Origin of the sequence: Magnetofaba australis IT-1 (assembly GCF_002109495.1) — a bacterium.
GTDB classification, from domain to species: Bacteria; Pseudomonadota; Magnetococcia; order Magnetococcales; family Magnetococcaceae; genus Magnetofaba; species Magnetofaba australis.
In genome coordinates, this window is record NZ_LVJN01000015.1 from 632,458 (window position 1) to 658,789 (window position 26,332).

Genomic DNA, 26,332 nt, shown 5'->3' on the forward strand with positions numbered 1-26,332 from the left:
CTTACAGCGGCATGTTGTCGTGCTTTTTCCACGGATTGCTGAGCTGCTTGTCGGCCATCAGCCGCAGCGCGCGGATGGCGCGCAGGCGCGTATTATGCGGCAGGATCACCTCGTCGATGAAGCCGCGTTGGGCCGCGATGAAGGGGTTGGCGAATTTTTCCGCGTACTGATCGGTCTTCTCCTTGAGCTTGGCTTCGGGATCCTCGGCGTTCTTGATCTCATGGCGGAAGATGATCTCCGAGGCGCCTTTGGGGCCCATCACCGCGATCTCGGCGTTGGGCCAGGCGAAGTTGACGTCGCCGCGCAGGTGCTTGGAGCTCATCACGTCATAGGCGCCGCCGTAGGCTTTGCGGGTGATGACGGTGATTTTGGGCACGGTGGCCTCGGCGTAGGCGTAGAGCAGCTTGGCCCCGTGTTTGATGATGCCGCCCAACTCCTGTTGCGAACCGGGCAGGAAGCCGGGCACGTCCACGAAGGTGAGCAGGGGGATGTTGAAGCAGTCGCAGAAGCGCACGAAGCGCGCCCCTTTGATGGCGCTGGAGATATCCAGGCAGCCCGCCAGCACCATGGGTTGGTTGGCGACGATGCCCACGGTCTGGCCATCCATGCGCGCAAAGCCGGTGATGATATTCTTGGCGTAGGAGGCTTGGGTCTCCAGGAAGTCGCCGTTGTCCACCACCTTCTCCACCAGCTCTTTCATGTCATAGGGCTTCTGGGCGTCGTCGGGCACCAGGAAGTCCAGCGACTCGTCGGGGCGGTCGTCTACGTCCAGGGTTTCGACGCGAGGCGCTTTCTCACGGTTGTTGCTGGGCAAAAAGCTCATCAGACGCCGTAGCTGTTTGAGCAGCTCCATGTCGTTTTCATAAGCGAAGTCGGCCACGCCGGACTTGGTGGCGTGGGTCACCGCGCCGCCTAACGCTTCGGCGGTGATGATCTCATGGGTCACCGTCTTGACCACGTCGGGGCCGGTGACGAACATGTAGGAGGTGTCCTTGACCATGGCGATGAAGTCGGTCAACGCCGGGCTGTAGACCGCGCCGCCTGCGCACGGACCCATGATGGCGGAGATCTGCGGAATCACCCCTGAGGCCAGCACGTTGCGTTGGAACACCTCGGCGTATCCGGCCAGGGAGGCGACCCCCTCCTGGATGCGCGCGCCGCCGGAGTCGTTGAGTCCGATCACCGGCGCTCCCACCTTCATGGCCATATCCATGATGGCGCAGATCTTCTCGGCGTTGGTCTCCGACAGCGAGCCGCCGAACACGGTGAAGTCCTGGGAGAAGACGAACACCGTGCGCCCATGGATGCGGCCATGGCCGGTGACGCAGCCATCGCCGGGCATCTGCTGTTCGGCCATGCCGAAGTCCACGCAGCGGTGGCCCACGTACATGCCCACCTCTTCGAAGCTGTCGGGGTCCAGCAGCGCCTCGATGCGTTCGCGCGCAGTCAGTTTGCCGCGCGCGTGTTGGGCGTCGATGCGGCGTTGACCGCCGCCCAAACGCGCTTCTTCACGGAGAGATTCCAGTTTTTCAACGATTTCCCGCATGATGCTGGGGCTCCTTTGAAGATCCTTGAAGTGGCGATCTGCAATGGTTGTATTTGTGAAGATGAAAGAGACTGGGGCGTTGCCCCAGACCCCATGAGGGCTCCGCCCTCAACCCGCCAGGGCGCCGCCCTGGACCCGCGCGGGCTCTGCCCGCGACCCGCCAGGAGGATGATCCTCCTGGACCTGCAATAGTTTTCGTCTTGTGCGGGTGGCGCGTTCAGCGTGTTCACTCGGGCTGATTGCGCCATTCCAGATCTATTCAGATTGTGATGAGAACGCATCCAGTAGCGTATCCGCCGCGCTCATGGGCGGCGTGGCTCCCGCCAGCACATCCGTCTCCAACTGGGTCAATTGCCCCGCCACCGCCGGATGCGCCCGCAAGCGCGCCTCCAACCCCGCGCGCACCTGCTCCCACATCCAGTTGAGCGCTTGTCCGCGCCGCTTCTCCGCCAGCGCGCCGCTCTGGCGCATCGACTCATGGCGCTGGGCAATCAGATCGCGCAGCTCGGCCACGCCACGCCCTTCGCGGGCGCTCACCGCACGCACATCCACCGCCTCCGCGTCATGGGTGGCGTGGCCATGCAGCAGTTGCAGCGCCGATTGAATCTGCGCGCAGGCGGCCTCGGCGGCGTGGCGCTGCTCGCCGTCGGCCTTGTTCACCGCCACGATCTCCGCCAGCTCCATCACCCCGCGCTTGATCCCCTGCAGCTCGTCCCCGGCGTTGGGCAGCGCCACCAGCAGGAACAGATCGCTCATGCCCGCCACAATGGTCTCGCTCTGCCCCACGCCCACGGTCTCGACGATGATCCACTCAAATCCCGCCGCCTCCAGCGCCAGCATCGCCTCGCGGGTGGCCCGCGCAACGCCGCCCAGGGTCCCCCCCGAGGGGCTGGGGCGGATGAAGGCGTTGGGGTGGGCGCTCAGTTGCGCCATGCGGGTTTTGTCCCCCAGAATGCTGCCGCCGGCGCCGACAGAGCTGGGGTCCACCGCCAATACGGCAAGCCGCGCGCCGCTCGCCACAATGGCCAGCCCCAGGGCCTCGATCAAGGTGCTTTTGCCCGCGCCGGGCGGCCCGCTGATGCCCACACGAATGGCGTTGCCGGTGTGGGGCATCAGCTGCGTGAGCGCGTCGCGGGCGATGCGCTGATGGTCGGCCCGGCGGCTTTCGAACAGGGTCAGGGTTTTGGCCAGCAGGCGCCGATCCGCGCGCAGGGTCCCCGCCACATACTCCGCCGCCGTCAATGCCGCCAAACCCTCTCTCCTTGTCTCAGTTTGTAGGGGGCTCAGCTATCCGGGTTGAGCAGATCCAGCACCGCCCCCGCCGCTTTGACGATGGAGGAGCCGGGGCCGAAGATCGCCGCTACGCCTGCTTCCTTGAGCGCGGCATGATCCTGCTCCGGCACCACGCCGCCCACCACCACCGCGATGTCGTCGGCGCCCGCCGCGCGCAGCGCCTGCACCAACTGCGGCGCCAGGGTCGAGTGCCCGCCCGCCAGGGTGGAGATCCCCACCACATGGACGTCGTTCTCAATGGCCTGGCGCGCCGCCTCTTCCGGGGTCTGGAACAGCGGTCCCAGATCGACGTCAAAGCCTGCATCGGCGAAGGCCGAGGCGATCACTTTGGCGCCGCGATCGTGACCATCCTGCCCCAACTTCACCACCAGCATGCGTGGACGCCGCCCCGCCTGCTCGGCGAAGGCGTCGGCGCGTCCTTGCAGCTGCTTCCAATCGTCGCTGTCGCTCCACACCTGGGCGTAGACTCCCTTAACGGTTTGCGCCTGATCCTGATGACGGCCATACACTGTCTCCAGGGCGTCGCTGATCTCGCCCACGGTGGCGCGGTTGACGCTGGCTTCAATGGAGAGCGCCAGCAGGTTGCCGCTCTCTTCCCGCGCGGCGGTGGTCAACGCCTCAAGACAGGCGGTCACTTTGGCGTTATCGCGCGTCGCGCGAATCTGTTTGAGACGCGCGATCTGCTTTTCGCGCACGGCGTGGTTGTCCACGATGAGCACGTCCACCGGCCCTTCGTCGGGCGCGGGGTATTTGTTGACGCCGACGATGACGTCCAGACCGCGATCGATGCGCGCCTGTTTGCGTGCGGCGGCCTCTTCAATGCGCCGTTGCGGCGTGCGCGCCTCAATGGCGCGGGTCATGCCGCCCGCCTGCTCGATCTCCTCAATCAGGGCCCAGGCGCGATCCGCCAGATCCTGCGTCAGCGACTCCATCATATACGAGCCGCCCCACGGGTCTACGGTTTTGGTGATCTGGGTTTCCTCTTGCAAAATCAACTGGGTGTTGCGGGCAATCCGAGCTGAGAAGTCACTCGGCAGGGCGATGGCCTCATCCAGCGCGTTGGTGTGCAGGGATTGGGTGCCGCCAAACACCGCCGCCATCGCCTCGATGGTGGTGCGGATGACATTGTTATAGGGATCCTGGCTGGTGAGCGACCAACCCGAGGTCTGGCAGTGGGTGCGCAGCATGCGCGAGCGGGGATCCTTGGGGTTGAACTGTCCCATGATGCGGTCCCACAGCAGACGCGCGGCGCGCAGCTTGGCCACCTCCATATAGAAGTTCATGCCGATGCCGAAGAAGAACGACAGGCGCGGCGCGAAGGCGTCCACATCCAGGCCGCGGCCAATGGCGGTGCGCACGTACTCCAGGCCGTCGGCCAGGGTATAGGCCAGCTCCAGCGCGGCGTCGGCCCCGGCCTCCTGAATGTGGTAGCCGGAGATGGAGATGGTGTTGAAGCGCGGCAGATGCTCGGAGGCGTAACCGATGATGTCGCCGATGATGCGCATGCTGGGCGCGGGAGGATAGATATAGGTGTTGCGGACCATGAACTCCTTGAGGATGTCGTTCTGAATGGTGCCGCTCAGTTGCGTCTCGCTCACCCCCTGTTCCCGTCCGGCGGCCACATAGCCCGCCAGAATCGGCAACACCGCGCCGTTCATGGTCATGGAGACCGAGACTTTATCCAGCGGGATCTGGTCGAAGAGGATCTTCATATCCTCCACGCTGTCCACCGCCACGCCGGCCTTGCCCACGTCGCCGGTGACGCGCGGATGATCGGAGTCATAGCCGCGATGGGTGGCCAGATCAAACGCCACCGACACCCCCTGACCGCCCGCCGCCAGAGCGCGGCGATAGAAGGCGTTGGACTCCTCGGCGGTGGAGAATCCGGCGTATTGACGGATGGTCCACGGGCGTCCGGCGTACATGGTGGGGTAGGGGCCGCGCAAAAACGGCGAGGCGCCGGGAATGGAGTCAGCGGGCCAGTTGGGATCCAGATCCTGCGGCCCGTAGAAGGGCTGCACATCGATCCCTTCGGGGCTGTTCCAGGTCAGGGTTTCGGGGTCGCGGCCCTTGAGGGCCTTACGAGCGGCGTCTTGCCATTGCGCGCGGTTGCTGCGCGGAGAGTCGGACATGGCCAAATCCCGTGTGGTTCGCAACAGAAGTGACGGCGCGGGTGGGGTCCGACTGGGCGTCCCCCCGGCGCCAGTAATGGATTACGCGGAATTATAGGCCAATAAACGTTGCGCGCGCCACCATGTCTGCGATTTTACGGAATTCAATTCCGAATAGGCGTCATTTCCTGTGTGAAGAACGGCTTGGGTGGCGCAGGCGATAGGCGTGTTCATCGCCATAGGGGGCAAAGCCCTCTGTATATTCATGTGCGTCGCGCGGTAGTTTGGCGTGGCGAATGGGGCACCAACGCTGTTCGGTGCGCGCGGCGATTTTGCGCACATAGGCTAGCACGCCGTTGCCATATTCGCAATAGAGGCAGTTGAGCTTCTCCAACCCGCTTAAATAGGGCAGGCGGTAGCGGTCGAGAACCACGTAGTCGCTGCGGCGGACGGGGGTGATCCCATAGATCGGAAAACAGAGGCGCTGATAGAGCGTGGCGGCGATATCCAGCAATGCCAGCGGGATGACCTGGGCGTAGATAATCGGCGCAGTGGCGGCCAGTTTGATCCAATCCCAATCGATCCGTTTGAGAAAGTCGCCGGGCGTTTCTTTTGAGGCCGCGCTCCACTCGACATGAAACCGTCCATGCCCGGGCAGTTCCCATTGTGGCGCGCGCAACTCCAGATGTCGCTGTATCATGCGCAGTCTGCGTCGGGCCTGGCTGCGCCAGCGTTTCCAGGTTTCGTTTACGGCAAACTCAAAGGCGCTCATGGCGTGGCGTCTCCTCTGCTGATTAAGCCAAAGGGCTGGCCCTAGGAGCCGGTTAGGGCCAGCCCATCCGGGCGCCGCTTAAACGGCGCCCGAGCCAAGCACAGCCAAAAGAGGTTAGTGCACTTTCACCTCGATGCTGCGCGGCTTGGCCTCCTCACGCTTGGGCAGTCGCACCTCCAGAACGCCGTTTACGTAACTGGCGTCAATATGCTCCATGTCGGTGACGCCGGGCAGTTGGAAGGTGCGGCTGAAGCGACCGTAGTAACGCTCCACACGGTGGTAGTTCTCTTTGTTTTCCGCATCCTCGAAACGCCGTTCGCCGGAGATGGTCAGGCGGCCATTGTCGACGCGCACATCGATCTGCTCCTGCTTCATGCCTGGCAGATCGGCGCGAATAACAATGGCGTCAGCGTCCTCGCGCACGTCCACCCGCATGGGCCACTGGGCGTGCAGGGCGTTTTCGTCATCCACGGTGCGATCGAACAGGCGGTTGATCTCTTGCTGCAGGGCGCCAAAACCGCGCAGCGGATCATAAGTGGCGAGCATGTTCATGATATCTCCTCCATCTGATGATGTGTTACGCGAGATGCGTGTCTATTTAGGGCGGTTTGCCGCCGTCTTGAGCATCAGATAGGCGCCGGTTTGGCGCTCTGCAAGAGGCAAAACAAAAAAAATCGCAGGGGGAGGCGTTGCGATTTTTGAGGGGAGATACATATAGAAAAGTAGGAGAAAACGCAGAAACCCCAAGCGTGGAGGCAAAGATGACTGTTTGGCGTCGCGCGCTGGATGCGCGCAAGATCGAAGCGGAGTCATGGCGCAATCGGATGCGCAGCGCTGGATTGATCCTGGCGCTGGCGGCGCCGGTGTGGGGACTGGGCTGGTTGTTGGGCGGGGAGTCGGGGGCGTGGTTGGCGCTGCTGACGACGGTGTGGGGCGCGGCGCTGCTGCCAGCGATCCCGGGACCGGTGGTGATGAGCGTGCAAAGAGGGCGTCGTTTGAGCCCCGCGCAGGCGCCGGGACTGCACGCCACGGTGCGGCATCTGAGCCAGCGGGCGGGGTTGGACTCCGTTCCACAGATATACTGGCTGCCGCAGACGGCGCCCAACGCCATGCTGGCGGGGCCGCCTCATGCGCAGGCGCTGGGGGTGACGGAAGGGTTGCTGCGTCTGCTCTCTGAGCGGGAACTGAGCGCTGTGCTGGCCCATGAGATCGGCCACGCACAGCGCCATGACGCACAGTGGATGGGGCTGGCGCATCTGTTCGAAGGGGCGACAACGGTGCTGGCTCTGTTGGGGTGGGGCGTGCTGGCGCTGAGTCTGCCGCTGATCGCCATGGGGGTGGTGGAGCCGCGTTGGGGCGTGCTGGCGCTGTTGGCGGTGGCCCCGTGGGGGGCGCGTCTGCTGGTGATGGCGCTGTCTCGATCCAGGGAGTTCGAGGCGGATTTGCGCGCGGCGGCGTTGACTGGGGATGCGCGCGGATTGGCCAGCGCATTGGTTAAACTGGAGGCGTGGCGGGCGCGGGTTGCGCGTTGGTCGCCTGTGGCGTTGACGGACCCTGGCGCGCCGTGGCTGCGCAGTCACCCGGATGCGCAGGAGCGCGTTTCCCGGCTGTTGGCGTTGGAGAGGGCGTCTGAATTCAGTCTGACCAGACCGCTTGAAATGCACTGTGGCGAGGCGTTGAGACGCCATGGACGCTGGTGGTCTCAGCCCCAGAGGCTGCGCCCATGGTGGGCGTGAACTCTATTGGTCAGAGTCCTCTGCTTCCAGCGCGTCATCATCGGGGAGCAGGTCGCCAGAGCCCAATAGCGGCGCCGCGTCAATATCCTCTGCGCCCATCATATCGGCGATGCGCAGCAAGGTGGTCAACATGGCGGTCTGTTCATAGTCGGGGAGTTGATCGAATTTGCGCACGAACGCCTGTTGCAGCAGCGGCGGCGCATTCTCCAGCAGAGTGCGCGCTTGCGGCGTGGCGGATAACCAAAAGCGCCGCCGATCAGTCTGACTGCGACGCCGCTCCACCAAACCTTTGCTCTCCAGGCGAGCCACGATGCCGCTGATGGTGCCTTTACTCAAATGGACTCGCTTGCCCAACTGCGCGCCGGTGATTTTTTCACAATTGAGAATTTCGCTCAAAATCACCGCTTGCGGCCCGGTGAGGCCATGGTTCGCCACCAGATAGCGGGAGTGCATATCAATGGCGCGGATAATTTTCCGTAGCGTCATCAACACATGGTTGCGCACCTGGTTACGCAGATCTGATTGGCTATCGCTATTGCTCATCAGAGAGTTCCTGAAAATTATACGCTAAGAACCAGGTGCAGATTATCAGGCAAAACTCGGGAATTTCAAAAGGAAAACACGGTTTCTGTCGAAACCATTTGACAGCTTCGGGCAGGACGCATAGGTTGAACGACAACCTGTTGTTTCCACTCTCGCTGTGGCGCGTGGTTTACCTGTTTTCAGCACTGGGGCGTTCGTCCAGGCAGCCTTGTTGTCGCCGCATTGGCGTGTGACGCCTCTTGGAGCGTTTGAATGGTTCTTTGCACCTTTCGTTTGGGCGATCTTTATCTGGGAGTGGATATCCGTCTGATCCAGGAGATCAAACGCGCCGTCAACTGGACCCCTGTGCCCGGCGCGGCGCCGCATGTGCGCGGACTGCTTAACAATCGCGGCCGTGTGACCACCCTCATCGACTTGAAGCGCCGATTGAATTGGATCCCCGAAGCAAGCACTTCCATTAAAGGGAATAAAAAAGAGTACGAGGTGATTCTCAAGACCCGCCACCAAGTGAGTCAAATTGATGAATCACTGGCGCGGGAAAAAGTGTTTTGGGATGATTCAGCGGCGCTGATGGTGGATCAGCTTGGCGAGGTGGTGGAAGTGATCGGCCAACAGATGCAGAGTCCGCCCGCGAATCTTGGAGAGATCTCTTCGGATTTGGTTGAGGCGGTGGTGGAGCAGGAGAAGGCGCTGTTGATCATTCTCAATGTGGCGCGCATTATCGGCGCCAAGGACGAGGAGTCGTAACATCGTCTACGCCGTAGGATGCGGCGGGCATTTGATCCTTATGTTAAGGGTCGCCAATAGCACAGGAGTCTCGAGGCGGGCGAGCATTATGCGCAAATTGATCCAGCTTTTCTTTTTTCTGAGCATCCCCTATCTGGCCATGGGCGGCGTTGCACAGGCCAAAACCAGCAGCAAAATCTACTATGAAAGCGGCGCCTACAGCGTGCGTCAGGTGAAAGTTGACGGCCGTTGGATGTGCAAATTGGAGATCTCCCTGCGCCAAAAAGGCACGGAGACAGCCTATTTGGGCATCTACGCGTCACGCGCCTATTATGGTGAGATCGTCACCGATAAAAACCGCGTCGGTTTTGCCAAAAAAGCGCTCTCCATCCGCTTTGATAAAGAGCGCTCTCGCTCGGTTAAAATTATCTCAGACGCGCCCGGCTCTGATGGCGCTTGGTTGTGGCGCTATGTGGATCTGCCAGCGGACATTCTCACCAAAATCAGTAAATCCCGCACCATGCGCGTATCTCTGCACAATGGCAAGCGCACCATCAACTACGCGTTAAGTCTGAAAGGCAGCGCCAAAGCTGTGCGGAATCTTCGACGGTGTGCGCGGTAATTCAGGGCTCAAAAAGAAACGGGCGTCATGGGAAACCCTGACGCCCGTTATGGGTCAAGCAAAAGCGAAAACCTCAAATATTAGTAAGAGGTTTTGGGCTCCTGTTGGCCGTCCATGTTAGCGTCCTCAAGCGGGGGCTCAGTTTGCAGCGTGTCGGAACTGCCGCGCAGCTCCTCCACACAGTTGCGCAGGTAGTTGGCCATCTCATTCACAGAGACGCCATCTTCTTTGGCAAACTGCTGGCAGGTGCGCTTGAGGTCGGCTTCGAACTCGGGGTCGCCATTTTGGGTGGCGGCGGCGGCGTTACCGGCCATCGCCAGAGTGAACGCGGCGGCGGCGATCAGATTCAGGGCAAAACGCATGGGTGTTCTCCGTTTCATGGTGCAGTGCTTAGGTGATGCGGGAAGAGCCGTTGCCGGAAACACGAGCACGCGCTGAGCCGCGCCTTCTCCAATACGCGCCATTCGAGCGCGACGCAAATGCAAAATTCTGTTCGACACCACGAAAAATAATCATCAAAAAAAATGGATTGGCACGATTCGCAGGAGAGATTACGCTACGCAAGAACACCATCACTTGTCAGTCTGGTTCGAGTCTCTCTTGGCTGTTTCCAGTCTTTTGTTTAATCACGTTTTTTTGAGGGTGTTCCCTTTTGGACGTGGATCTCCTGCGCACCTTTTTGGAAGTTAATCGCACGCGCCACTTTGGGCGCGCCTCCCACCATCTGTTCGTGACGCAATCGGCGGTGAGCGCGCGGATCAAGCTGCTCGAAGAGCAGTTGGGCGCTGCGCTGTTTACGCGTCGGCGCAACGATATTCAGCTCACCGCGGCGGGGCAGCGCTTTGTCAAAACCGCCCAAATGCTGATTAGTATGTGGGAGGAGGCGCGACGCAGCATCCAGCTGGAGCAGGGGGAGACGCCTGCGCTCACTCTTGGCGCGCCACCCAGTTTGTGGGATATTCTGTTGCGGGACTGGGTGTTAACACTGTTCGGGCAAGCTGAGACAGGCGCCGTTCGGTTGGGCTGCCATGCGCAGAGCGCAGAGCGTGTCGAGCAGGGGGTTCTGGATAAAACATTGGATCTGGGAATCGCTTACGCGCCACCTCAGGATGGCGCGCTCATAACACGCCAAGTGGCTGTTATAGAACTGGAAATGGTGGCGTCTCTGCCTGGATTGAGCGCGCAACAGGCCATTGCGGAGAACTATGTGCAGCTCGATTGGGGCGCGGCTTTTATCGCAGCGCATGCGCGTTGGTTCCCGGAGTTGCCGCCACCGACTTTGCAAGTCAACTGGAGCGGTCTGGCGCTGGAGTTTCTGCTGCAGCGGGGGGGGGCCGCTTATCTGCCACAAAGACAGGTGCGCGAGGCGGTGGAGCACGGCGTGTTGCATCGCGTTGCGGACGCGCCGAACTTTACTCGCCCCGTGCACGTTCAGTACCGTCGCGATCACGATTTTCGCGACCGAATCGAAGAGATGATTGACTCTTTAATCCATGCTCCTTCGCAACCAGCGAAGTTGGCGCATGACACTATTCCGCCATCACAGTGAGTTGTTCCATGTCGATTAGAAAGACTGTTCTGTCTGTGCTGAGCATGGTTATTGTGGGCGCGCTCTCCACTGCATTTGCCGAGCCGCCGCCGCCAATTCCGTCCAAGACGTCATCACTCAGTCAGGAGCAGAAGACGGCCTCCAAGCTGAATGATATCCAGGAGGATCTCAAACAGCGCAAGCTGGAGCGCGATAAGCTTGCGGCGGAGATCAAACGCGCCAGCCCCGGGCCAGAGAAAGCTGAATTGGAGGCGCGTTTAGAACAGGTCAACGCGACTTTGGCGGAGCAGAAACACGCCTTTTCCATGATCATTACCGGTGGTCTTGAACTGGAGTTGATCGAAGCAGGGAAGCAAAAGGAAAAGTATGATTGGGAACGCGATCTATTGGAGATTGTGCAGCCCATCATGAGCGAGCTGCGCGCTTTGACGGAGAGCAAACGGCAGCAGCAGAACTTGAAGAACCGGATCGACTTCCACACCGAGCAGTTGCGCATCGGCAAAGAGGCGATGCGCAATATTGAAGCCATTGACCAGAAGTCTCTGGATCGTGTGACGCTCAAACAGTACGAACAGGTTGCCGAACAGTGGCGCGATAAAATTCGCGAACATCAGCATCTGTTGGAGGTGGCGGAACTCCAGTTGGAGGAGTTGACCCGCTCCAAGGAGACCTTGGAACAGTCGTGGAAGGAGCAGTGGGAGGAGTTTATCCAGGGGCGCGGCGCGACGCTGATCCTCTCCTTGCTGGCGGCTTTCGGGGTCTATTTGGCGTTGATGCTGCCTATGCGCATCTATGGCTTCGCCACGCGAAACCGCCAACGGCGTCGTCCATTGTGGGTGCGGATTCTCTCCCTCAGTTACCGTTTTCTGGCATTGCTGGGCGCATTTATCGCGCTGTTCGCCACCGTGCACCACAGCGGCGACCGTATGTTGGAAGGGCTTTTTCTGCTGTTGGCGGTGGCCATTATCTGGTCGCTCAAGAGCACCATTCCGCGCTACATGGATGAGCTCAAGCTGCTGCTGAACGTCAGCTCCGTGCGCGAGGGCGAACGGGTGATTTTTCAGGATGTGCCCTGGCGCGTGGACTCCCTGGACATGTTTGCGCGTTTGAGCAATCCAGCCATGTCGCAGCCGCGCATCCGCGTGCCGCTCAAGGAGATGGCGCAGCTGCACTCCCGTCGTCCCGCGGAAGATGAGAACTGGTTCCCCTGCAATGTGGGCGATTTTGTGATTCTGTCCGATGGTCAGTTCGGTTTGGTCAAGTGGATCAGTCCGGAGACAGTGGCTCTGCGCGTGGGCGGCGGCGCCATCCGCAGCTATACCACGTCGGACTTTCTCGGCGCTTCGCCGCAGAACCTTTCCACCGGATTCGCCATCGCCATCAATTTTGGCATCGACTATAAGTATCAGAAGGATTGCTTGGATGATATCCCGCGTCAAATGGCCCAGGTTGTCTACGATCGTCTGAAAAGCATTGAGTCCACAGGACCACACTTATCCAGCGTGACGGTGGATTTTGCCGAAGCGGCGGCCTCTTCTCTTAACTACAAGGTGGTGGCCCTCTACAGCGGCGCGGCGGCGGAGAACTACTATCCAGCCCAACGCGCGGTGAATCAGAGCGCGGTGGCGGCGTGCAATCAGTTCGGTTGGGAGATTCCGTTCACCCAAGTGACGCTGCACCAGGCATCGGCAAGCTGAATGACTGGCTGAAACGTCTCTCCCGGGGAAGGGAGAGACGTTTTGCATCTTAGTGCGAATGGTTCTTATTTGGTTGTTGCATTTTGATCGGCTTACATTTAGAATTTCACCCGTTCGGCCTGCAACGGGCCGTGTTCTCTGCGCTCACATTAGGAGCGGTCACCATGAAGCTGACGGATTTGAAACAGGGCCAAATCGCCAAAATCACCTCGTTGCAAATGGAGGGGGTGAATCGACAACGCCTCCTGACCATGGGCATTCTGGTTGGCAAGGAGATTCATCTGCGCAACCTGGCGCCGTTTGGCGACCCGCGCATCTACACCGTGATGGATTATGATCTGACCCTCCGCAACGCCGATGCCGAGAAGATTCAGGTCGAGCCGATCTGAGCTTACGCGCCTCCCTTCCAGCAGACGCCCAGCACATGGCCTGCGCCAAGGTGCTGGGCTCACGCCCCAAGACGACTCCCTCTCGCCCACAAAGGCGGTCTCAATGAGCGACAAACCCATTACCCTCGCATTGGTGGGCAACCCCAATTGCGGCAAGACCTCTTTGCTGAATCAGATGACCGGGGGCAAAGACCTGGTCGGCAACTACCCGCACGTAACCGTTCAAGTTGTCGAGCGTCAGCTGACCCATAAGGGGCGCGCGCTCTCGGTGGCTGATCTGCCGGGAATCTATGCGCTGACGTCACAATCTCCAGAAGAGTTGTCGGCGCGGGAGTACATCCTGGCGCAGCACGCCGATGTGGTCATCAACGTCATCGATGCGGGCAATCTGCAGCGCTCGCTCTATCTCACCACGCAATTGGTGGAGATGGGGCGGCCTATCGTGTTCGCGCTGAACATGGTGGATGAGGTGGAGAGTCAGGCCGCGGAGATCGATGTGGCGGCGCTCTCCTCCATGCTGGGGGCGCCTGTGGTGCGCACTTCGGGCAAACGCGGCAAAGGCGTGGCTGAGTTATTGGATGCGGCGTTGGATGTGTTGGATCGCGGGGTGGCGCCGCAACGCAGCTTTGTGCACTACGACGCTCATCTGGAAGAGGCGGTGCAGCGGGTGCAGGCGGTTGTGCAGGAGAATCATACTGACGCCGCTGTGCGCGAGCAGGAGGGCAGTCGCTGGATGGCGATCAAGCTGCTGGAGGGGGATGTGGCGATGCTGCGCGCCGAGGGCGACCACCAGCGTTTGGTGGAGTTGGGCGGGAAGAGTGCGCCACCTTGGCCATCGACCATGGGGTGTCTTGCGAAAGCATGTTTGCCGATGCGCGGTTTGGTCATGTGCATGGAGTGGTGTCAGAAGCGGTGAAATCCCGCTCGGCGTTGAAGGATCGCTATCGCATCACCCGCGCCTTGGATACGCTGTTGATCAATCGCGTGCTGGGCATCCCATTGTTCATCTTTTTCCTTTGGGTGATGTTCCAAGCCACGTTTTCTCTCGGCCAGATGCCCATGGATTGGATCGATCAAGGGGTGACGGCGTTGGGCGAAAGCGTGGCGGCGGCGCTGCCTGATGGACTGTTCAAAGATCTGATGGTGGAGGGGATTATCGCGGGCGTGGGCGGCACCATCGTGTTCCTGCCCAACATTGTGATTCTGTTCTTCTTTATGGCGCTGTTTAGCGAAACGGGCTATCTTGCGCGGGCGGCGTTCCTGATGGATCAGCTCATGCATCACTTCGGTCTGCATGGCAAAGCCTTGATTCCGCTGGTGATGGGGTTTGGCTGCAATGTGCCGGCGGTGATGGCCACGCGCACCATTGAGAGCGAACGCGCGCGTTTGATCACCATTCTGATCAACCCGTTTATGCTGTGCGCGGCGCGCCTGCCGGTGTTCATTCTGTTTGCAGGCGCTTTTTTTGCCGAACATGCGGGCGCCATGGTGTTCGCCATGTACATGATCAGCATCGTCGGCGCGATGATGGCGGCGGTGGTGCTGAGTCGGCTCTTCTTCAAGGAGAAGGATGAAGCGTTTGTGATGGAGTTGCCGCCCTATCGGATTCCCACCTTGCGTGCGGTGTTTATCCATATGTGGGATAAAGCGATGGGCTTTCTGCGCAAGGTGGCGGGGATCATTTTGGCGGGATCCATCATTATCTGGTTCCTGCAGACCTTTCCGCAGAACCCGGAGTGGAGTCGCGACTACGCGCAGGAGACGGCGCAGATCCAGATGCAAGCCGCCACGCCTGAGCGTGACGCTGCGCTGATGAAACTGCGTAACGAGCAAAGCCAGGAGCAGCTCTCCAAAAGCTATTTGGGACAGATCGCGCATACGGTGGCGCCGGTGTTCGAACCGTTGACCTTCAACTGGAAGGATACGGTGGCGATTCTCACCGGTTTTGTGGCCAAAGAGGTGGTGGTGGCCAGCTACGCGGTGCTCTACTCCCAGGATGGCGAATCCACGGCGGAGTCGCTCTCTCTGCGGCAAGCGCTGGCGAGCGCCATGACCACCACAACGGCGTTCGCCTTCATGGTTTTTGCGCTGTTCTATTCGCCCTGCTTGGGCTCCATTGCGGTGATTAAGCGGGAGGCGGGCGGCTGGCGCTGGGCGGCGTTCTCGGTGGCGTTTTCGTTGAGCGTGGCCTATACGCTGGCGTTTTTGGTGGTGCAAATCGGCGGGATGTTGACGTGAGCGCACACACGGCATGGTGGGAGTGGCTGTTGGTGGGAGGTATCGTTGGCGGCGCGTTTGTCTATGCGTTGCGAGGCGTCTACGCGATGTTCCGCCCGGCCAGCGGAAAAGGGTGCGGCTCGGCGTGTGGCGGCTGTGGCGATGGCTTAAAGGGAGGCGGTGGTTCATGCGTCACTTCCATCTCCACGGCAAAGCGGGTGATTCCCATCGCGTCCGCAATATCACAGAGCGCAAAAGGGCGTCCCGGAGCGATCGCGCCACAGAAAGCCAGGGGCGCCAAGTAGGAATATCAAGGTACGCTAAAGGATGTGCTCACAAGGCCGGGTCGACTAGTCGATCCGGCCTTGTGCTTTTGGGGTGGCGTTAGAACGAGAAGCCCGTCATGGAGTTGAACCGATTGCCATGAATCGCCGCTTGCGCCGCCTGCGCATTGAGGTAGGCGGGCAGACTGCTGCTCATGTTTTGCGTGATGGTGTCGCGAGTGGTCTGGGGCACGTACATCGCTTGCGACAGCGCCAGTGAGAGCGAGGGGTCCAGTGGTTGCAGCGCGCCGGGCGTGTTCATTGCGGGCAGCATGGTGAAGGGCGCGTCATTGCCGAAGTTTTGCAACATGTACTGAGTCGCCGCCAGTTTTTGTCCCGCCTCGCCTGCGCCTGCTCGGACATATAACGGGTTGTCTTTCACCAGATTCAGGAAGACGGTGTTGAGCACGCTGCCCAAGTCCTCCTGAGCGGTGGGATAAGCGGGCTGCACATTGGGGTTGAGGAATGGATTGATGGGACGGATCAAATTGGGCAACGCGCCGCCGCCGGTTCCCAAGTCAAACCCGCTGGGCGCAGCGCTGAATTGCGAGAAGTAGGCGGCGGGGTTGTTGCTGACGTAAGCGTTGTGAACCTGTTGCGGATTGACCAAGGCGCCGAAGTTGGGATTGGTGTAGCTGAGGTTTGCCAGCCACTGGGCGTTCTCTGGCGTGGTGGTGTAGGGGTTGGCGCCAAGGCCCAGGTTCAGCACGTCTCGATAAGGGCTGCCAAACGCCGTCGTCGGCGCGCTGCCCAGAGTGTTGTAGGGGATGCCCAGCATCATGGCCAGTTTGTTCTGGGATTTTGTTGTGGCGGCGGATTGTGCGTCGCCAATCCCCCCCAAGAGAGGGGAGCCCACCGTGGCGCCCATGCCAGAGAATAGGCCGGAGTTGGTGCGCAGGAGATCGGTCTCGGCAGTGCTGAATACGCCGTTTGTCGCCCCTGAGTTGACGGTGTTGACCAAGTTGGCAAGCGTATCAAAAAGGCCGCCGCCGCCGCCAACGCCATTGGCTCCGCCATCGCCGCTAATGGTGTTGTTCCCACCAATGCCGGTGAGGCTGGAGAGTGGACCGCCCAAGGCGCCGGACAGCATGGGGCGCGCGGTTGGCGCCGGGCCGATCAGAGCCTCCTGAAGCGCCGCCTGAATAGGGGAGGAGACTTGGCTGAAGGCTTGCGCCTGGGACCAGCCTGCAGGAGGAGAAAATGCGCCGGTAAGCGACGAATTGACAAGACTATTGAGCATGATGCGCTCCTTTGAGAAGAAGGGTGCGCCCTGATTTCAGTGACGCACTCCTTCTAAGATCTTTACGGGGACACGTTGGATAGCGAGAGGCGATGAAGAGTTTATTGCTCGTTGTTAAAATCCGAGTAAATCGCCTACGCTGCTGAAGATATTACCAAACCCTCCTGAACTTTCCTGTTGCGCAACAGGGGTTTGGATGCCTGCGTTTTGCACCATGGCTTGGTAGTACTGCGCCAAATTTGGCGCCATGGGGTTGAACACCGAGGATTGATACTGCAGACCAGGACCAAAAGCGGAGGTGTTGATCTGCTGGCCGTTGATCAGGCCGAACAGTTCGGAGTAGAGCTGCTGGCGCAACTTTAAGCGGTTGTCCAGATCAGCTTGCTGAGTCTGGTTCTGGAAGTTGGCGGTTTGCATGGATTGGTTGAACAGGCGATCCAGGTCGGCGCTCTTTTGGGTGAAATACTGGTTTTGCGCCAAGCGGGATTGATCGAAAGCCTGCGCCTGCGCCTGGTTGGCGAATTGACCCGCTCCCAGTCGTTCGCTGAAGATGTTATTGCGGGCGTTTATCGCTTGGTTGAACAGACGGGATTGTTCATTGCCGCCCATGGCGATGGCGTCCTGCCGCGCTGTGGCCAGGGCGTCGTCATAGCGGCGTTGGAAGCGATTCATCTCACTGGCGTAGGCTTGGCTGCCGATGGTGATGCCCTGTTCGTTTAACTGGCTGGCCAGCGTATTGCGCTCTTCTGCAAACCGGCTATCCAGTCGGCTGCGTTGGCGGTCATACAAGGCGTCTTCCACGCGCTGGCGCTCCGCTCCAAAGTCGTTCAGACCAGGTAGATTCGGCGCGTCGCTTAAGTTGAGGGATTTCTGAATTTGTCCCATGTCCAGGCCTGGCAAGCTATCCATCACCGAGGTCACGGGTTGCAGCTTGTCCGCCTTCCAGGTCGTGGGAAGCTGATTGGGGTCCTGGTACCAGGAGGGAGAGCGGAACAGCAGATTCATCGCCTTGTTGTTGGCGGTCATGCCCATCAGTTTCTGCGTGGCTTGCAGGTTCTTGATGGCGTCATCCTGATCCTTGGGCAGATCGATGACGTGCTTCCACCCGGCATATTGGCCATTGGCGCCGGGGACGCCCTCAAACCAGGATTGCCCCCATGGACTGTCCATGGCCACGGCGCCATATTTCCAGGCGTCGGTCATGGCGGTTTTGTTGAGATTGATTTGATCTTGAGCAATGGCAAGCGGATCTGGAAAGTCGATGCCGCTATGCACTTTTGTTGGCGAGGAGTCTGAACCGCCGAATATATTGGAAACGCTGTCGACAACAGAACCGATGGTATCGAAAAAACCACCCATTGATTTTCTCCTTGTTTACAGCCCAAAGCCGGGTTGATGCATCAGGTCGAAGCCGATGATGCGCACCGGTTGAGCGCGAGTGGATGTTTTGATGCGGATGGAAAAGGTTTCGCCGAGGCCCTGAATCACGTGCCAGTCGGTGAACGCTGTGATGGCGTTGGCCCAGGCCTCTTCATCCCAGATCGCCAGATTCCAGAGGGCGCCAACGACTTCGCCATAGTTGGGCTCAAAGCCGATTTCCGCATTGGAGAAGTCGGTATCGAAGCCCAGGGTGTAGGTGATGGGGCTCTCCGCCGCCAGAATGGGGCGCAGCATTAAAAAGCGTTTGATGCCGCGCTCGCCGATGGGTTGAAAGCTGGTGCGGCATTCAGCTTCAATATTGGAGTCATCGTCCAAATACCCCTCGTCGGCCTGATAGATCCCCCCGGCGCCATCGCCAAAGTAGAGCCCTTCGTCAGAGACGGCCCAACACAGCGCGGGCATGCCCACAAAGCGGCACCAGGCTCCGGAAGCCAGAGAGAGAACATGCTGTTCATACTGATTGCGCATGGAGGGCGCATTGATGATGAGCAGACCGTCACGCGGGTAGAGCACCGCCTGCCAGCCGAAGCTGTAGAGATTATCGCGCGCGTTCTCCATGACGGCGCTGCGGATGATGTCCGAGGGTGACGTCGAGCCGCCGCTGGAGCGCGCCTCTGAAAGCGCCGCCGAGAGGCTGACGTAGCCATCTTCGGTCAGCACGATCAGATCCGGGCCGGTTTTGACCAGACAGCGCCGTCCCAAGGGTCGGCCAATGCGATACACTCCCACCAGCGACCAAGTGGAGGCGCTGGCGGGGTCGGAGCCGGAGTAGACCAGCACGTCGCCGCCGGACATGACAAACACCGCCAGATCATCCGGACCGCTGCCGCCATCACGGCTCCAACTGCCCATGGCCATCAGCTCGCCGCCGGAGGTCGCCAGCGGAGAGAGATCAAAACTGTTCAGCGTGCCGGAGATGGAGCCGGGTCCGGCGTACCAAAAGCGCCCGCTGTCATCCTCGATAAAATAGAGCCGCGCCTGATGCAGGGTCACGCTGGCCAGGGTGGTGGCGTCCAGGCCGGTGCCGCTGAATCCGGCGTCGCTCCAGGTTGAGCCGTCATAGACGGCAGGGGCGTCGGCGCCGTTGACGGCGAACAGGCGATCCTTGAACTGCGCGGTTTGAAAACGGCTGTTGAGATAGCCGCTGGCGATGGGGGCGGAGAGCGTTCCTGCGCTGGTAACGTCATAGATATTGCCGTTGGAGGCCGCCAGCAGGGCGCGGGTGTTATCTGCGGCCACGTGGGGCATGAGCGTTTCCACCGCATCGGGCAGTCCGGTCACATGCTGACAAAGCCTCGGCGCAACTCCAGGCGACCAGGACGGGGGATAAAGTTGATCAATTCAATGGCGTGTTCGGGAGACATGGCGATGATGGAGTCGCGCGCATTCCAACCCTTAATGGGGGCGGGAATACTGGCGAACTGCGCCACCCCGCCGGCCTCCTGGGAGGTCCGGGGACGAAACATGGGCATTCCTCAACAGTTGCTGGAACTCAATCCAGGGGGATGAAACAGATGAAAAGGGCTGTCATCGCGCGGCGGAATGCGCGTGGGGAACTCAGCCGCAGTTTGAGCGCATGTGGGATCAATACTCACGATAACGATTGGCGAAACGCGGGCGCTTTCTGCGTGGGGTTATGGCGGGATCCATTTCCGCCACTTGGCAGTCATCGGAAGCGTACTCATCCTGCCCAGGATGCGGGGCGTCAATGGCAATGATCACCCGCTCTTCCGGTCCGGGCTCCCGAAATTGGCGCTCTTCACGCATCTCCTCATCGGCGCGCTCAGCTGCGCGCTCAGCCAGATGTAGCGCCTCGAAAGGTTCATAGCCGGGGTAGGGTTCGGCGTAGAGAATTTCATGGGCCATCTGCGCCAGAAATCGGCGGCTGCGGGGACGGATGTCCGGTTCGCCGTTTTCGTGTTCGCCAGCGACGCGGGAGGGGTCTTCCTGCAGCAGGTCATAGACCGCCTGCATGGTATAGTCGCGCCCCCTTTTCGGACGACGACCGGCTTGAAGATCGACCTCTTTCAAGTAGGCGGCGTAGACGCGGCGGTCGTGATCCCAGATCGCCTGACGCTTATCGTGGTGGAAGTCCGGGCCATAAACTTCGGCCTGGTGGTTGTCGGTATCAAACATGGAACTCTCCTGATGGGGATGAAATCGCCTGAAAGGCGGCAAAAAAAAGCGCGCCCCGTAAGCAACGGGGCGCGCTGTATAAAGCGATTAAGAATTATTGGCGCTTAGGCGCCAATGATATAATCAGTCGAATTCAAAATTGGACATTGACGATTTTGGCGATGAAAGATATCGAGGGGGTTGCCCTCGAGCTCCCAACGACCAAACCTTGGGGCTCTGCCCCAAACCCCGCTGGGGTCGCGGACTCCAGACCCCGGAAAATCGGGCCAATAAATGTCCTGATTTTCCACATTTTCGTTTCGCGCGAAGTGTCCAGTTTTGGTTTCGATTTACCATAGTGAGGTTAGGGGCGCAGTTGAATCGGCTGTGGTAGGGCGTCCACCTGCTCCAGGACGCTTTCCGAAGTGGCGCCCCAGTAGTCATGGATCGGCAGTTGCGCCGCTTTGAGCGCTTGCTGTGTCCAGGTGTTGCAGGTGCGAAAGAAGGTGTAGGAGCCGTGAGCGCGATAGAATCGCGCATAGCCGTAGAGCCCTGGCCCCAGATAGCGCAGCTCGCCTGCCTCATCTTTGTCAAACATGCCGTCAATAAACGCCAACAGGGCGTCAAACCCCGCTTTGCTCAACGGAACTCGGCGCACGTCGCTGGCGGAGAAGGCGCGCTGCGGCGGGGCGTTGATCCCCACCAGATGCAGCACGCTGGGGGTGGGCAGGAAGATCGCCCGCGCCGCCAACCCCACGGTGATGTCATTATTGGGCGCGCGGTAGAAGCCCTCGTCGCCCCAGCCGATCTCCAGATAGCGGAAATTAGCGAAATCCTGTGCGGCGGCCAGTTGATCGTGACCAACCCGCGCCAGATCCACCACCACGCCGGTGTGCCAGCCGTGCCCCACCACCGTGACCGCTTCACTGTGCGGCGCTTCTGGGGATAAGTTCCTATCCGGGTTCGTCTGAAGTCCGGCGCAACCCGGGAGGGCTACAGACAGGAGCATAAGAAGGATTGTTGTGAGTCGATTGGTCATGGATAACTCATTTGGAGGCTTGCATTTTTCGCGACGTTGACTCTGTGATGTCAGGCGTCGGAGAGTTGCGTAATTCTGTCGCAATAATGGTCGAGTGGTCCACAATTCAAATCAAGATGTTCTCTTGGCGGATGATGTGAAAATTGTTCTGTACGGGAGCGGTAGTGGCATTAACTTTTTTCTTGCCAGAATGGGTTGCCGTGATAGGTTTTAAGCGTGGCTGCCCTGACTAGGAAATAATCGCTGTTGCCGACTCGCACCTTGCCCTGGTAGCAAGACCGGGAATGAGGGGGTGGCGTCTCTCCAGGTCAGCCATTTAACTTTTCTTGCTGATGGGCTGGCGAAAAAATGTCTGCTATGTAGCATCAAAAAACTGCTCAATGTATTCTGTTTTCAGTCGTTGTTAAGGGCACAGGTGGTATGGATTTACAACTATGATTTATGACCGTGTGTGGCTATGCATATCACTATCCGTATTTATTCTGTTAAGTTTACTAGGCGCTTCTTATGCTCAAGGGTTTCTGTCAGAGGATCTCTTTGATTATATTAAAGCTGGTGATTTGGATAAATTATCAAAATGTTTGGAGGAAGATAAGAGCGCTATTGGTGGGGTCAACAAGTTCAACTTATCTCTGATGGATATCGCAGCTTCAGAAGGTCAAATAGAAATTGTTCAGTATTTATTAGAAAATGGAGCAGAGCCGAACCGTCGCACCAGAAAAGGCGCCACGCCACTGCTTGTCGCATCATCCAGAGCGAATACAGACGTTATGGAAACCTTGTTGCAATATGGCGCAAGGGTCGATATGGCAATGCCAATTTTAGAAGAGTGGGATGAGGGCGTTGATGGGTTTTATCCCATCCATATGGCGGCATCCTCAAAAAAAATGGCTCAAAGCGCTCAGGCGATCCAGATTTTGGTTGATGCAGGAGCGGATATCAATCAGGAACGTGTCAAGTTTCATGGAACGCCACTTACCATTGCTATCGATATAGGCAACATCCATGCTGTGAGAAAATTATGGGCGTTGGCGAAAATCCAGAACAAAAAGTTGCGTGCTGGAGGGACGCTGAAATTCTCAAAACGTGGTGAAAATCCTGAAATGGCGATTTTGGGTAGTGGCTCCGTTTAGCTGATTTTGTATAAAACTTGCATGGATTTGGCCATCGTTCTCACATGGATAGTGGAGAAAACAGATGGCCATGATTACCGTGCATTGCCCAGAATGTGGAAGCCAAAACGTTGTAAAGAATGGCAAACAGTCCAATGGGAAGCCGCGCTTCCGCTGCGACAATCCAGACTGTAAACGCCGCTATTTCCAAACGACCTACACCCACAAAGGGCGTCAACCAGAGGTAAAACGTCAAATCCTTGAGATGACTCTTAACGGCGCTGGGATTCGTGACACCTCTCGCGTCCTGGGTGTCGGGCGCAACACCATCACCCGAGAGATAAAAAAACACCGGAATCTCACAGGTGAATCTTCCACTTCTGGCTGAACTGGCTTCCGATACGCCGGTCGACGTGGTTCGGGTTGATCAAGCAGAAGCTGATGAAATGTGGTCCTATGTCGGCAGCAAGGCCAACCCTCGATGGATTTGGCATGCCATCGAACGCCAGTCAGGCCGCGTCCTGGCATATGTCTTCGGAACTCGGAAAGATGCTGTGCTCAAAGAGCTGCGTAAACTGCTGGAGCCTTTTGGCATCGCCAACCTGTTTACCGATGATTGGGGCGCTTACCATCGCGTCCCATTGGCCCCAAATCATTTCGTGGGCAAGCGCAACACTCAGCGTATTGAGCGCAAGCATCTGACTTGGCGCACTCGCATCAAGCGACTGGCCAGAAAGACCATCTGCTTCTCCAAATGCGAGGTGATGCACGACACGGTCATTGGCCTGTTTATCAACCGCTACGAGTTTGGTCTGGAAATATAGTGATCAGCTAAACGGAGCCACTACCCGATTTTGTTAAAGGAAATATTTGGCCAAGGGTGGGAGCAGGCTATCAAAGAAAAACCTTAAAGGGTTGCGTTTTCAATGGTGTGATCTTTGTGATTTCTAATAGATGAAATTGGTCTGAGGAGTTAAGGTGATGTCAAGAATTTCATATTTTCTTATTATTTCCTATGTTTGTTTTATTGTTTTGTTCGGTTATTCAGTGATTAATGCTTCTGATTTATTTGTGTTTTTCACAATGCTTGTTTTGGTTTTTCTTTCTAATGTTGTGGTTGATGGGTGGAATAAGACTGTCTTGGTATTTTCTTTGCTGTTTCATTGTTTTAATGAAAAAGAGTCTGTGCTGTCTTGTGACCTTATCCATCTGAAAGGGGTGTTGAGTAGATCGATTCATTTTGTTTATGTATACGGCGGAATGTATTCCTTGATCAGTCTAGATCAATATATGACTAGCATTGGTGATTCGCCACATGATTTCTCAGTGCTAGCATATTCTGTGTTTGATATTTGGGTCGCTGTGTTCATATCTGAGATAATTCTCCGCCCGGTTTTATTTAGAGTGCGGAGAATAGAGGAGCGTGAAAATGAATAAATCACGCTCCTCTTTTATTCTTAATTTCCTGTAAGCTGTTCCCAAACATTTTGGAACCGTTTTTGTACATTCATTGGCTCGCTACCCTCACCACTCTTTTTGTCGCCTTTGCTCTTATCAGTGTTTGGTAGTGGCTCCGTTTAGCTGATCACTATATTTCCAGACCAAACTCGTAGCGGTTGATAAACAGGCCAATGACCGTGTCGTGCATCACCTCGCATTTGGAGAAGCAGATGGTCTTTCTGGCCAGTCGCTTGATGCGAGTGCGCCAAGTCAGATGCTTGCGCTCAATACGCTGAGTGTTGCGCTTGCCCACGAAATGATTTGGGGCCAATGGGACGCGATGGTAAGCGCCCCAATCATCGGTAAACAGGTTGGCGATGCCAAAAGGCTCCAGCAGTTTACGCAGCTCTTTGAGCACAGCATCTTTCCGAGTTCCGAAGACATATGCCAGGACGCGGCCTGACTGGCGTTCGATGGCATGCCAAATCCATCGAGGGTTGGCCTTGCTGCCGACATAGGACCACATTTCATCAGCTTCTGCTTGATCAACCCGAACCACGTCGACCGGCGTATCGGAAGCCAGTTCAGCCAGAAGTGGAAGATTCACCTGTGAGATTCCGGTGTTTTTTTATCTCTCGGGTGATGGTGTTGCGCCCGACACCCAGGACGCGAGAGGTGTCACGAATCCCAGCGCCGTTAAGAGTCATCTCAAGGATTTGACGTTTTACCTCTGGTTGACGCCCTTTGTGGGTGTAGGTCGTTTGGAAATAGCGGCGTTTACAGTCTGGATTGTCGCAGCGGAAGCGCGGCTTCCCATTGGACTGTTTGCCATTCTTTACAACGTTTTGGCTTCCACATTCTGGGCAATGCACGGTAATCATGGCCATCTGTTTTCTCCACTATCCATGTGAGAACGATGGCCAAATCCATGCAAGTTTTATACAAAATCAGCTAAACGGAGCCACTACCCAGTGTTTTTGTGCCACTGATCAAAGTCCTTAGCATTCAAGCCTTGTGCTTCTCCTCGACGATTGTTGGGCGTCTGACCGTAAGCGCCGCGTGCGGGTTGGCCAGTGCGGGGTCTGTGCTGGTTCAGCGGAAACATGACAACCGCCTAAGCCAAAATATCAGTTAGCCGTTCGCCTTTTCAGCCATTTTTTGGGATGGCTGAAAAGACTGCTTTTGGTACGTCGTCCGACGCCGTTCTCTGGCCGCCTCAAGCTTTTGATCTCGTTCGGCCAGGATCTGCACATGCCGCCCTTCCAGGCGATCCTGTGGGGTGACGTAGTCGATGGCGCTATGGAGCCGCCGGGTGTTGTAATGCTCGACGTACTTTCCCACAACCCGCTGGGCATCTTCCAGCGATAATGGCGTCTGAGGCCGAATGCACTCACGCTTCAAACTACCGTGAAAACGCTCCAGCTTTCCGTTGCTCTGCGGATAGTAAGGCGAAGTCCTCACATGCGTCATGCCGGATTCCCGGATGAACGCCTTAAAATCGTTGGCAACGAACTGCGGCCCATTGTCTGAGATCAGCCGCGGCTTAGCTTCCGGATAGGCCTCCTGAGCTCGGAGCAGGACCACTTCAACCTCATCTTCCTTCATCGACTCACGAATCTCCCCAGTGGAGGATAAAACCTGCTACATCCATCCAGGACACTGCACAGATAGTAGAACGTCCCCTGGATATTCAGATAGGAGATGTCCACATGCCAGTGTTTATGCGGTTCCGAAGGCTGTTTGAACCCTGTGCCCTTCTGCGAGGGCGGTGGGCTCCAACGACGCATCAGCCCGGCAGTTCTGAGCACACGCAGCACTGAAGAGGGGCTGACCGCCACCACGCCTGCATCCAGCATCATGTAGGTCAGGCGCCGATAGCCCTCTGACGGATGTTCATGGAAAAAGGCGACAATCGCTTCCCTTTCCCAATCGTCCAGCCAAAAATCTCGGGGAATACGGCCATTGTGGTCGTTAACCATTCCATAGCGCTTGCGCCATGAATAGAACTTGCCCCTTTGCACGCCTATCCAGTTGATAATTCGGCTCGTGTCGATTTCGCTCTTGTCTGACCAAAACGCCACGAAATCCACCACCGAATCCCGTATGTCCGGCTCCACCCAGCAGCCGTTCAGCTCACCCCAAGTACTTTTTTTAGCGCAACATGCGCCTCAAGAAGCTCGGACATAACTTCATTTTTGGTTGCCAACTTCGCTTCTAGTTCGGCAATCTGTCGGTCACAAGCCTTTTGGCCGCGTTTGTCAGACAAGGCCGCTTCGCCGTTCTCAAACAAAGCCTTTTGCCAGCGATAGTACTGGCTGGGCTGAATGCCCGCCTCGTCGCACAGATCCGAGAGAACCACCTTCTCGACCAGGTGACGGCGCACATAGCCTACCTTCTGCTCAGACCGTAAATCTCCGCTTCT

General features: G+C 58.1%; 28 protein-coding genes. 11 read left to right on the forward strand and 17 right to left on the reverse strand.

Going from position 1 to position 26,332, the window contains the following annotated elements; genetic code table 11:
- Position 1: 1 nt before the first annotated feature.
- The 5 genes from MAIT1_RS05005 to MAIT1_RS05025 all read right to left on the reverse strand — a co-directional run bounded on the left by MAIT1_RS05005 (position 2) and on the right by MAIT1_RS05025 (position 6,274).
- Complete coding sequence (locus MAIT1_RS05005) at positions 2 to 1,546, reverse strand: acyl-CoA carboxylase subunit beta (protein WP_085441184.1); 1,545 nt, start codon at positions 1,544 to 1,546, stop codon at positions 2 to 4.
- 255 nt (positions 1,547 to 1,801) lie between these two features.
- On the reverse strand, positions 1,802 to 2,797 hold the full coding sequence (meaB, locus tag MAIT1_RS05010) for a methylmalonyl Co-A mutase-associated GTPase MeaB (RefSeq protein WP_085441185.1): 996 nt from the start codon (positions 2,795 to 2,797) through the stop codon (positions 1,802 to 1,804).
- 32 nt (positions 2,798 to 2,829) lie between these two features.
- Positions 2,830 to 4,971: a methylmalonyl-CoA mutase gene (scpA, locus tag MAIT1_RS05015; protein ID WP_085441186.1), complete on the reverse strand. Its 2,142-nt coding sequence runs from the start codon at positions 4,969 to 4,971 to the stop codon at positions 2,830 to 2,832.
- A gap of 160 nt (positions 4,972 to 5,131) precedes the next feature.
- The gene (locus MAIT1_RS05020) at positions 5,132 to 5,722 is read right to left on the reverse strand and encodes a hypothetical protein (RefSeq protein ID WP_085441187.1); all 591 of its coding nucleotides are present in this window, start codon (positions 5,720 to 5,722) and stop codon (positions 5,132 to 5,134) included.
- A 114-nt stretch (positions 5,723 to 5,836) separates the two neighbouring features.
- Positions 5,837 to 6,274 (reverse strand): Hsp20/alpha crystallin family protein, encoded by a 438-nt coding sequence (locus MAIT1_RS05025; protein WP_085441188.1) that lies wholly within the window; start codon positions 6,272 to 6,274, stop codon positions 5,837 to 5,839.
- A gap of 209 nt (positions 6,275 to 6,483) precedes the next feature.
- Here MAIT1_RS05025 and MAIT1_RS05030 point away from each other — a divergent pair, with 209 nt between their 5' ends.
- Positions 6,484 to 7,458 carry a M48 family metalloprotease gene (locus tag MAIT1_RS05030; protein WP_085441189.1) on the forward strand — a complete coding sequence of 325 codons (975 nt, stop codon included), beginning with the start codon at positions 6,484 to 6,486 and terminating at the stop codon, positions 7,456 to 7,458.
- 3 nt (positions 7,459 to 7,461) lie between these two features.
- On the opposite strand, the gene MAIT1_RS05035 is transcribed toward MAIT1_RS05030, so the two are convergent.
- Positions 7,462 to 8,001 carry a MarR family winged helix-turn-helix transcriptional regulator gene (locus MAIT1_RS05035; protein WP_085441190.1) on the reverse strand — a complete coding sequence of 180 codons (540 nt, stop codon included), beginning with the start codon at positions 7,999 to 8,001 and terminating at the stop codon, positions 7,462 to 7,464.
- Positions 8,002 to 8,253: 252 nt separating this feature from the next.
- Here MAIT1_RS05035 and MAIT1_RS05040 point away from each other — a divergent pair, with 252 nt between their 5' ends.
- On the forward strand, positions 8,254 to 8,748 hold the full coding sequence (locus MAIT1_RS05040; protein ID WP_085441191.1) for a chemotaxis protein CheW: 495 nt from the start codon (positions 8,254 to 8,256) through the stop codon (positions 8,746 to 8,748).
- 88 nt (positions 8,749 to 8,836) lie between these two features.
- The gene (locus MAIT1_RS05045; protein ID WP_085441192.1) at positions 8,837 to 9,349 is read left to right on the forward strand and encodes a hypothetical protein; all 513 of its coding nucleotides are present in this window, start codon (positions 8,837 to 8,839) and stop codon (positions 9,347 to 9,349) included.
- Positions 9,350 to 9,429: 80 nt separating this feature from the next.
- Here MAIT1_RS05045 and MAIT1_RS05050 read toward each other — a convergent pair whose 3' ends face one another.
- Positions 9,430 to 9,711, reverse strand: a complete 282-nt coding sequence (locus MAIT1_RS05050) for a hypothetical protein (RefSeq protein WP_085441193.1) — start codon at positions 9,709 to 9,711, stop codon at positions 9,430 to 9,432.
- A 296-nt stretch (positions 9,712 to 10,007) separates the two neighbouring features.
- Between MAIT1_RS05050 and MAIT1_RS05055 the strand changes: the two genes are divergently transcribed.
- The 5 genes from MAIT1_RS05055 (at position 10,008) to feoB (ending at position 15,222) form a co-directional block, all read left to right on the forward strand.
- Complete coding sequence (locus tag MAIT1_RS05055) at positions 10,008 to 10,898, forward strand: LysR family transcriptional regulator (protein WP_241893417.1); 891 nt, start codon at positions 10,008 to 10,010, stop codon at positions 10,896 to 10,898.
- 8 nt (positions 10,899 to 10,906) lie between these two features.
- Positions 10,907 to 12,595, forward strand: a complete 1,689-nt coding sequence (locus MAIT1_RS05060; protein WP_085441195.1) for a mechanosensitive ion channel domain-containing protein — start codon at positions 10,907 to 10,909, stop codon at positions 12,593 to 12,595.
- 164 nt (positions 12,596 to 12,759) lie between these two features.
- Positions 12,760 to 12,984, forward strand: a complete 225-nt coding sequence (locus MAIT1_RS05065; RefSeq protein WP_085441196.1) for a FeoA family protein — start codon at positions 12,760 to 12,762, stop codon at positions 12,982 to 12,984.
- 103 nt (positions 12,985 to 13,087) lie between these two features.
- On the forward strand, positions 13,088 to 13,900 hold the full coding sequence (locus tag MAIT1_RS21995) for a FeoB small GTPase domain-containing protein (protein WP_198947799.1): 813 nt from the start codon (positions 13,088 to 13,090) through the stop codon (positions 13,898 to 13,900).
- Positions 13,846 to 15,222, forward strand: coding sequence for a ferrous iron transport protein B (gene feoB, locus MAIT1_RS22000; protein WP_198947800.1), 1,377 nt, complete (start codon positions 13,846 to 13,848; stop codon positions 15,220 to 15,222). Before MAIT1_RS21995 ends, feoB begins: the two co-directional genes overlap by 55 nt.
- Positions 15,223 to 15,585: 363 nt before the next feature.
- On the opposite strand, the gene MAIT1_RS05075 is transcribed toward feoB, so the two are convergent.
- The 6 genes from MAIT1_RS05075 to MAIT1_RS05100 form a co-directional block, all read right to left on the reverse strand.
- A complete protein-coding gene (locus MAIT1_RS05075) occupies positions 15,586 to 16,764 on the reverse strand; it encodes a hypothetical protein (protein WP_143814662.1) in 1,179 nt (392 codons plus the stop codon).
- Between the two features lie 114 nt (positions 16,765 to 16,878).
- The gene (locus MAIT1_RS05080; RefSeq protein WP_085441198.1) at positions 16,879 to 18,123 is read right to left on the reverse strand and encodes a hypothetical protein; all 1,245 of its coding nucleotides are present in this window, start codon (positions 18,121 to 18,123) and stop codon (positions 16,879 to 16,881) included.
- Positions 18,124 to 18,138: 15 nt separating this feature from the next.
- Positions 18,139 to 19,485, reverse strand: a complete 1,347-nt coding sequence (locus MAIT1_RS05085) for a hypothetical protein (protein WP_085441199.1) — start codon at positions 19,483 to 19,485, stop codon at positions 18,139 to 18,141.
- Entirely contained in the window at positions 19,482 to 19,670 is a 189-nt protein-coding gene (locus MAIT1_RS05090) for a hypothetical protein (RefSeq protein ID WP_085441200.1), read from the reverse strand. Before MAIT1_RS05090 ends, MAIT1_RS05085 begins: the two co-directional genes overlap by 4 nt.
- 118 nt (positions 19,671 to 19,788) lie before the next feature.
- On the reverse strand, positions 19,789 to 20,340 hold the full coding sequence (locus MAIT1_RS05095) for a hypothetical protein (RefSeq protein ID WP_085441201.1): 552 nt from the start codon (positions 20,338 to 20,340) through the stop codon (positions 19,789 to 19,791).
- A 343-nt stretch (positions 20,341 to 20,683) separates the two neighbouring features.
- Positions 20,684 to 21,229 (reverse strand): DUF2459 domain-containing protein, encoded by a 546-nt coding sequence (locus MAIT1_RS05100; RefSeq protein WP_158089323.1) that lies wholly within the window; start codon positions 21,227 to 21,229, stop codon positions 20,684 to 20,686.
- 563 nt (positions 21,230 to 21,792) lie between these two features.
- On the opposite strand from MAIT1_RS05100, the gene MAIT1_RS05105 reads away from it, so the two are divergent.
- The 3 genes from MAIT1_RS05105 to MAIT1_RS21465 all read left to right on the forward strand — a co-directional run bounded on the left by MAIT1_RS05105 (position 21,793) and on the right by MAIT1_RS21465 (position 23,907).
- Positions 21,793 to 22,491: an ankyrin repeat domain-containing protein gene (locus MAIT1_RS05105; RefSeq protein WP_085441203.1), complete on the forward strand. Its 699-nt coding sequence runs from the start codon at positions 21,793 to 21,795 to the stop codon at positions 22,489 to 22,491.
- 64 nt (positions 22,492 to 22,555) lie between these two features.
- Positions 22,556 to 23,294, forward strand: a protein-coding gene (locus MAIT1_RS05110) for an IS1 family transposase (protein ID WP_414673634.1) whose coding sequence is annotated in 2 segments (ribosomal slippage) — positions 22,556 to 22,852 and positions 22,854 to 23,294 — 738 coding nt in all. Because the reading frame shifts where the segments join, the coding sequence is not laid out codon by codon here.
- A gap of 157 nt (positions 23,295 to 23,451) precedes the next feature.
- Entirely contained in the window at positions 23,452 to 23,907 is a 456-nt protein-coding gene (locus MAIT1_RS21465; protein WP_143814663.1) for a hypothetical protein, read from the forward strand.
- A 151-nt stretch (positions 23,908 to 24,058) separates the two neighbouring features.
- On the opposite strand, the gene MAIT1_RS05115 is transcribed toward MAIT1_RS21465, so the two are convergent.
- From MAIT1_RS05115 to MAIT1_RS05125, 4 genes are all read right to left on the reverse strand, one after another.
- Positions 24,059 to 24,797, reverse strand: a protein-coding gene (locus MAIT1_RS05115; RefSeq protein WP_414673634.1) for an IS1 family transposase whose coding sequence is annotated in 2 segments (ribosomal slippage) — positions 24,059 to 24,499 and positions 24,501 to 24,797 — 738 coding nt in all. Because the reading frame shifts where the segments join, the coding sequence is not laid out codon by codon here.
- 244 nt (positions 24,798 to 25,041) lie between these two features.
- The gene (locus MAIT1_RS22005) at positions 25,042 to 25,515 is read right to left on the reverse strand and encodes an integrase core domain-containing protein (protein WP_143814931.1); all 474 of its coding nucleotides are present in this window, start codon (positions 25,513 to 25,515) and stop codon (positions 25,042 to 25,044) included.
- Complete coding sequence (locus MAIT1_RS22010) at positions 25,512 to 26,027, reverse strand: IS3 family transposase (protein ID WP_198947801.1); 516 nt, start codon at positions 26,025 to 26,027, stop codon at positions 25,512 to 25,514. The genes MAIT1_RS22005 and MAIT1_RS22010 overlap by 4 nt, the downstream gene beginning before the upstream one ends.
- Before the next feature lie 11 nt (positions 26,028 to 26,038).
- Positions 26,039 to 26,332 (reverse strand): transposase (locus MAIT1_RS05125; protein WP_085441234.1); only part of this gene is annotated, 294 nt, incomplete at its 5' end.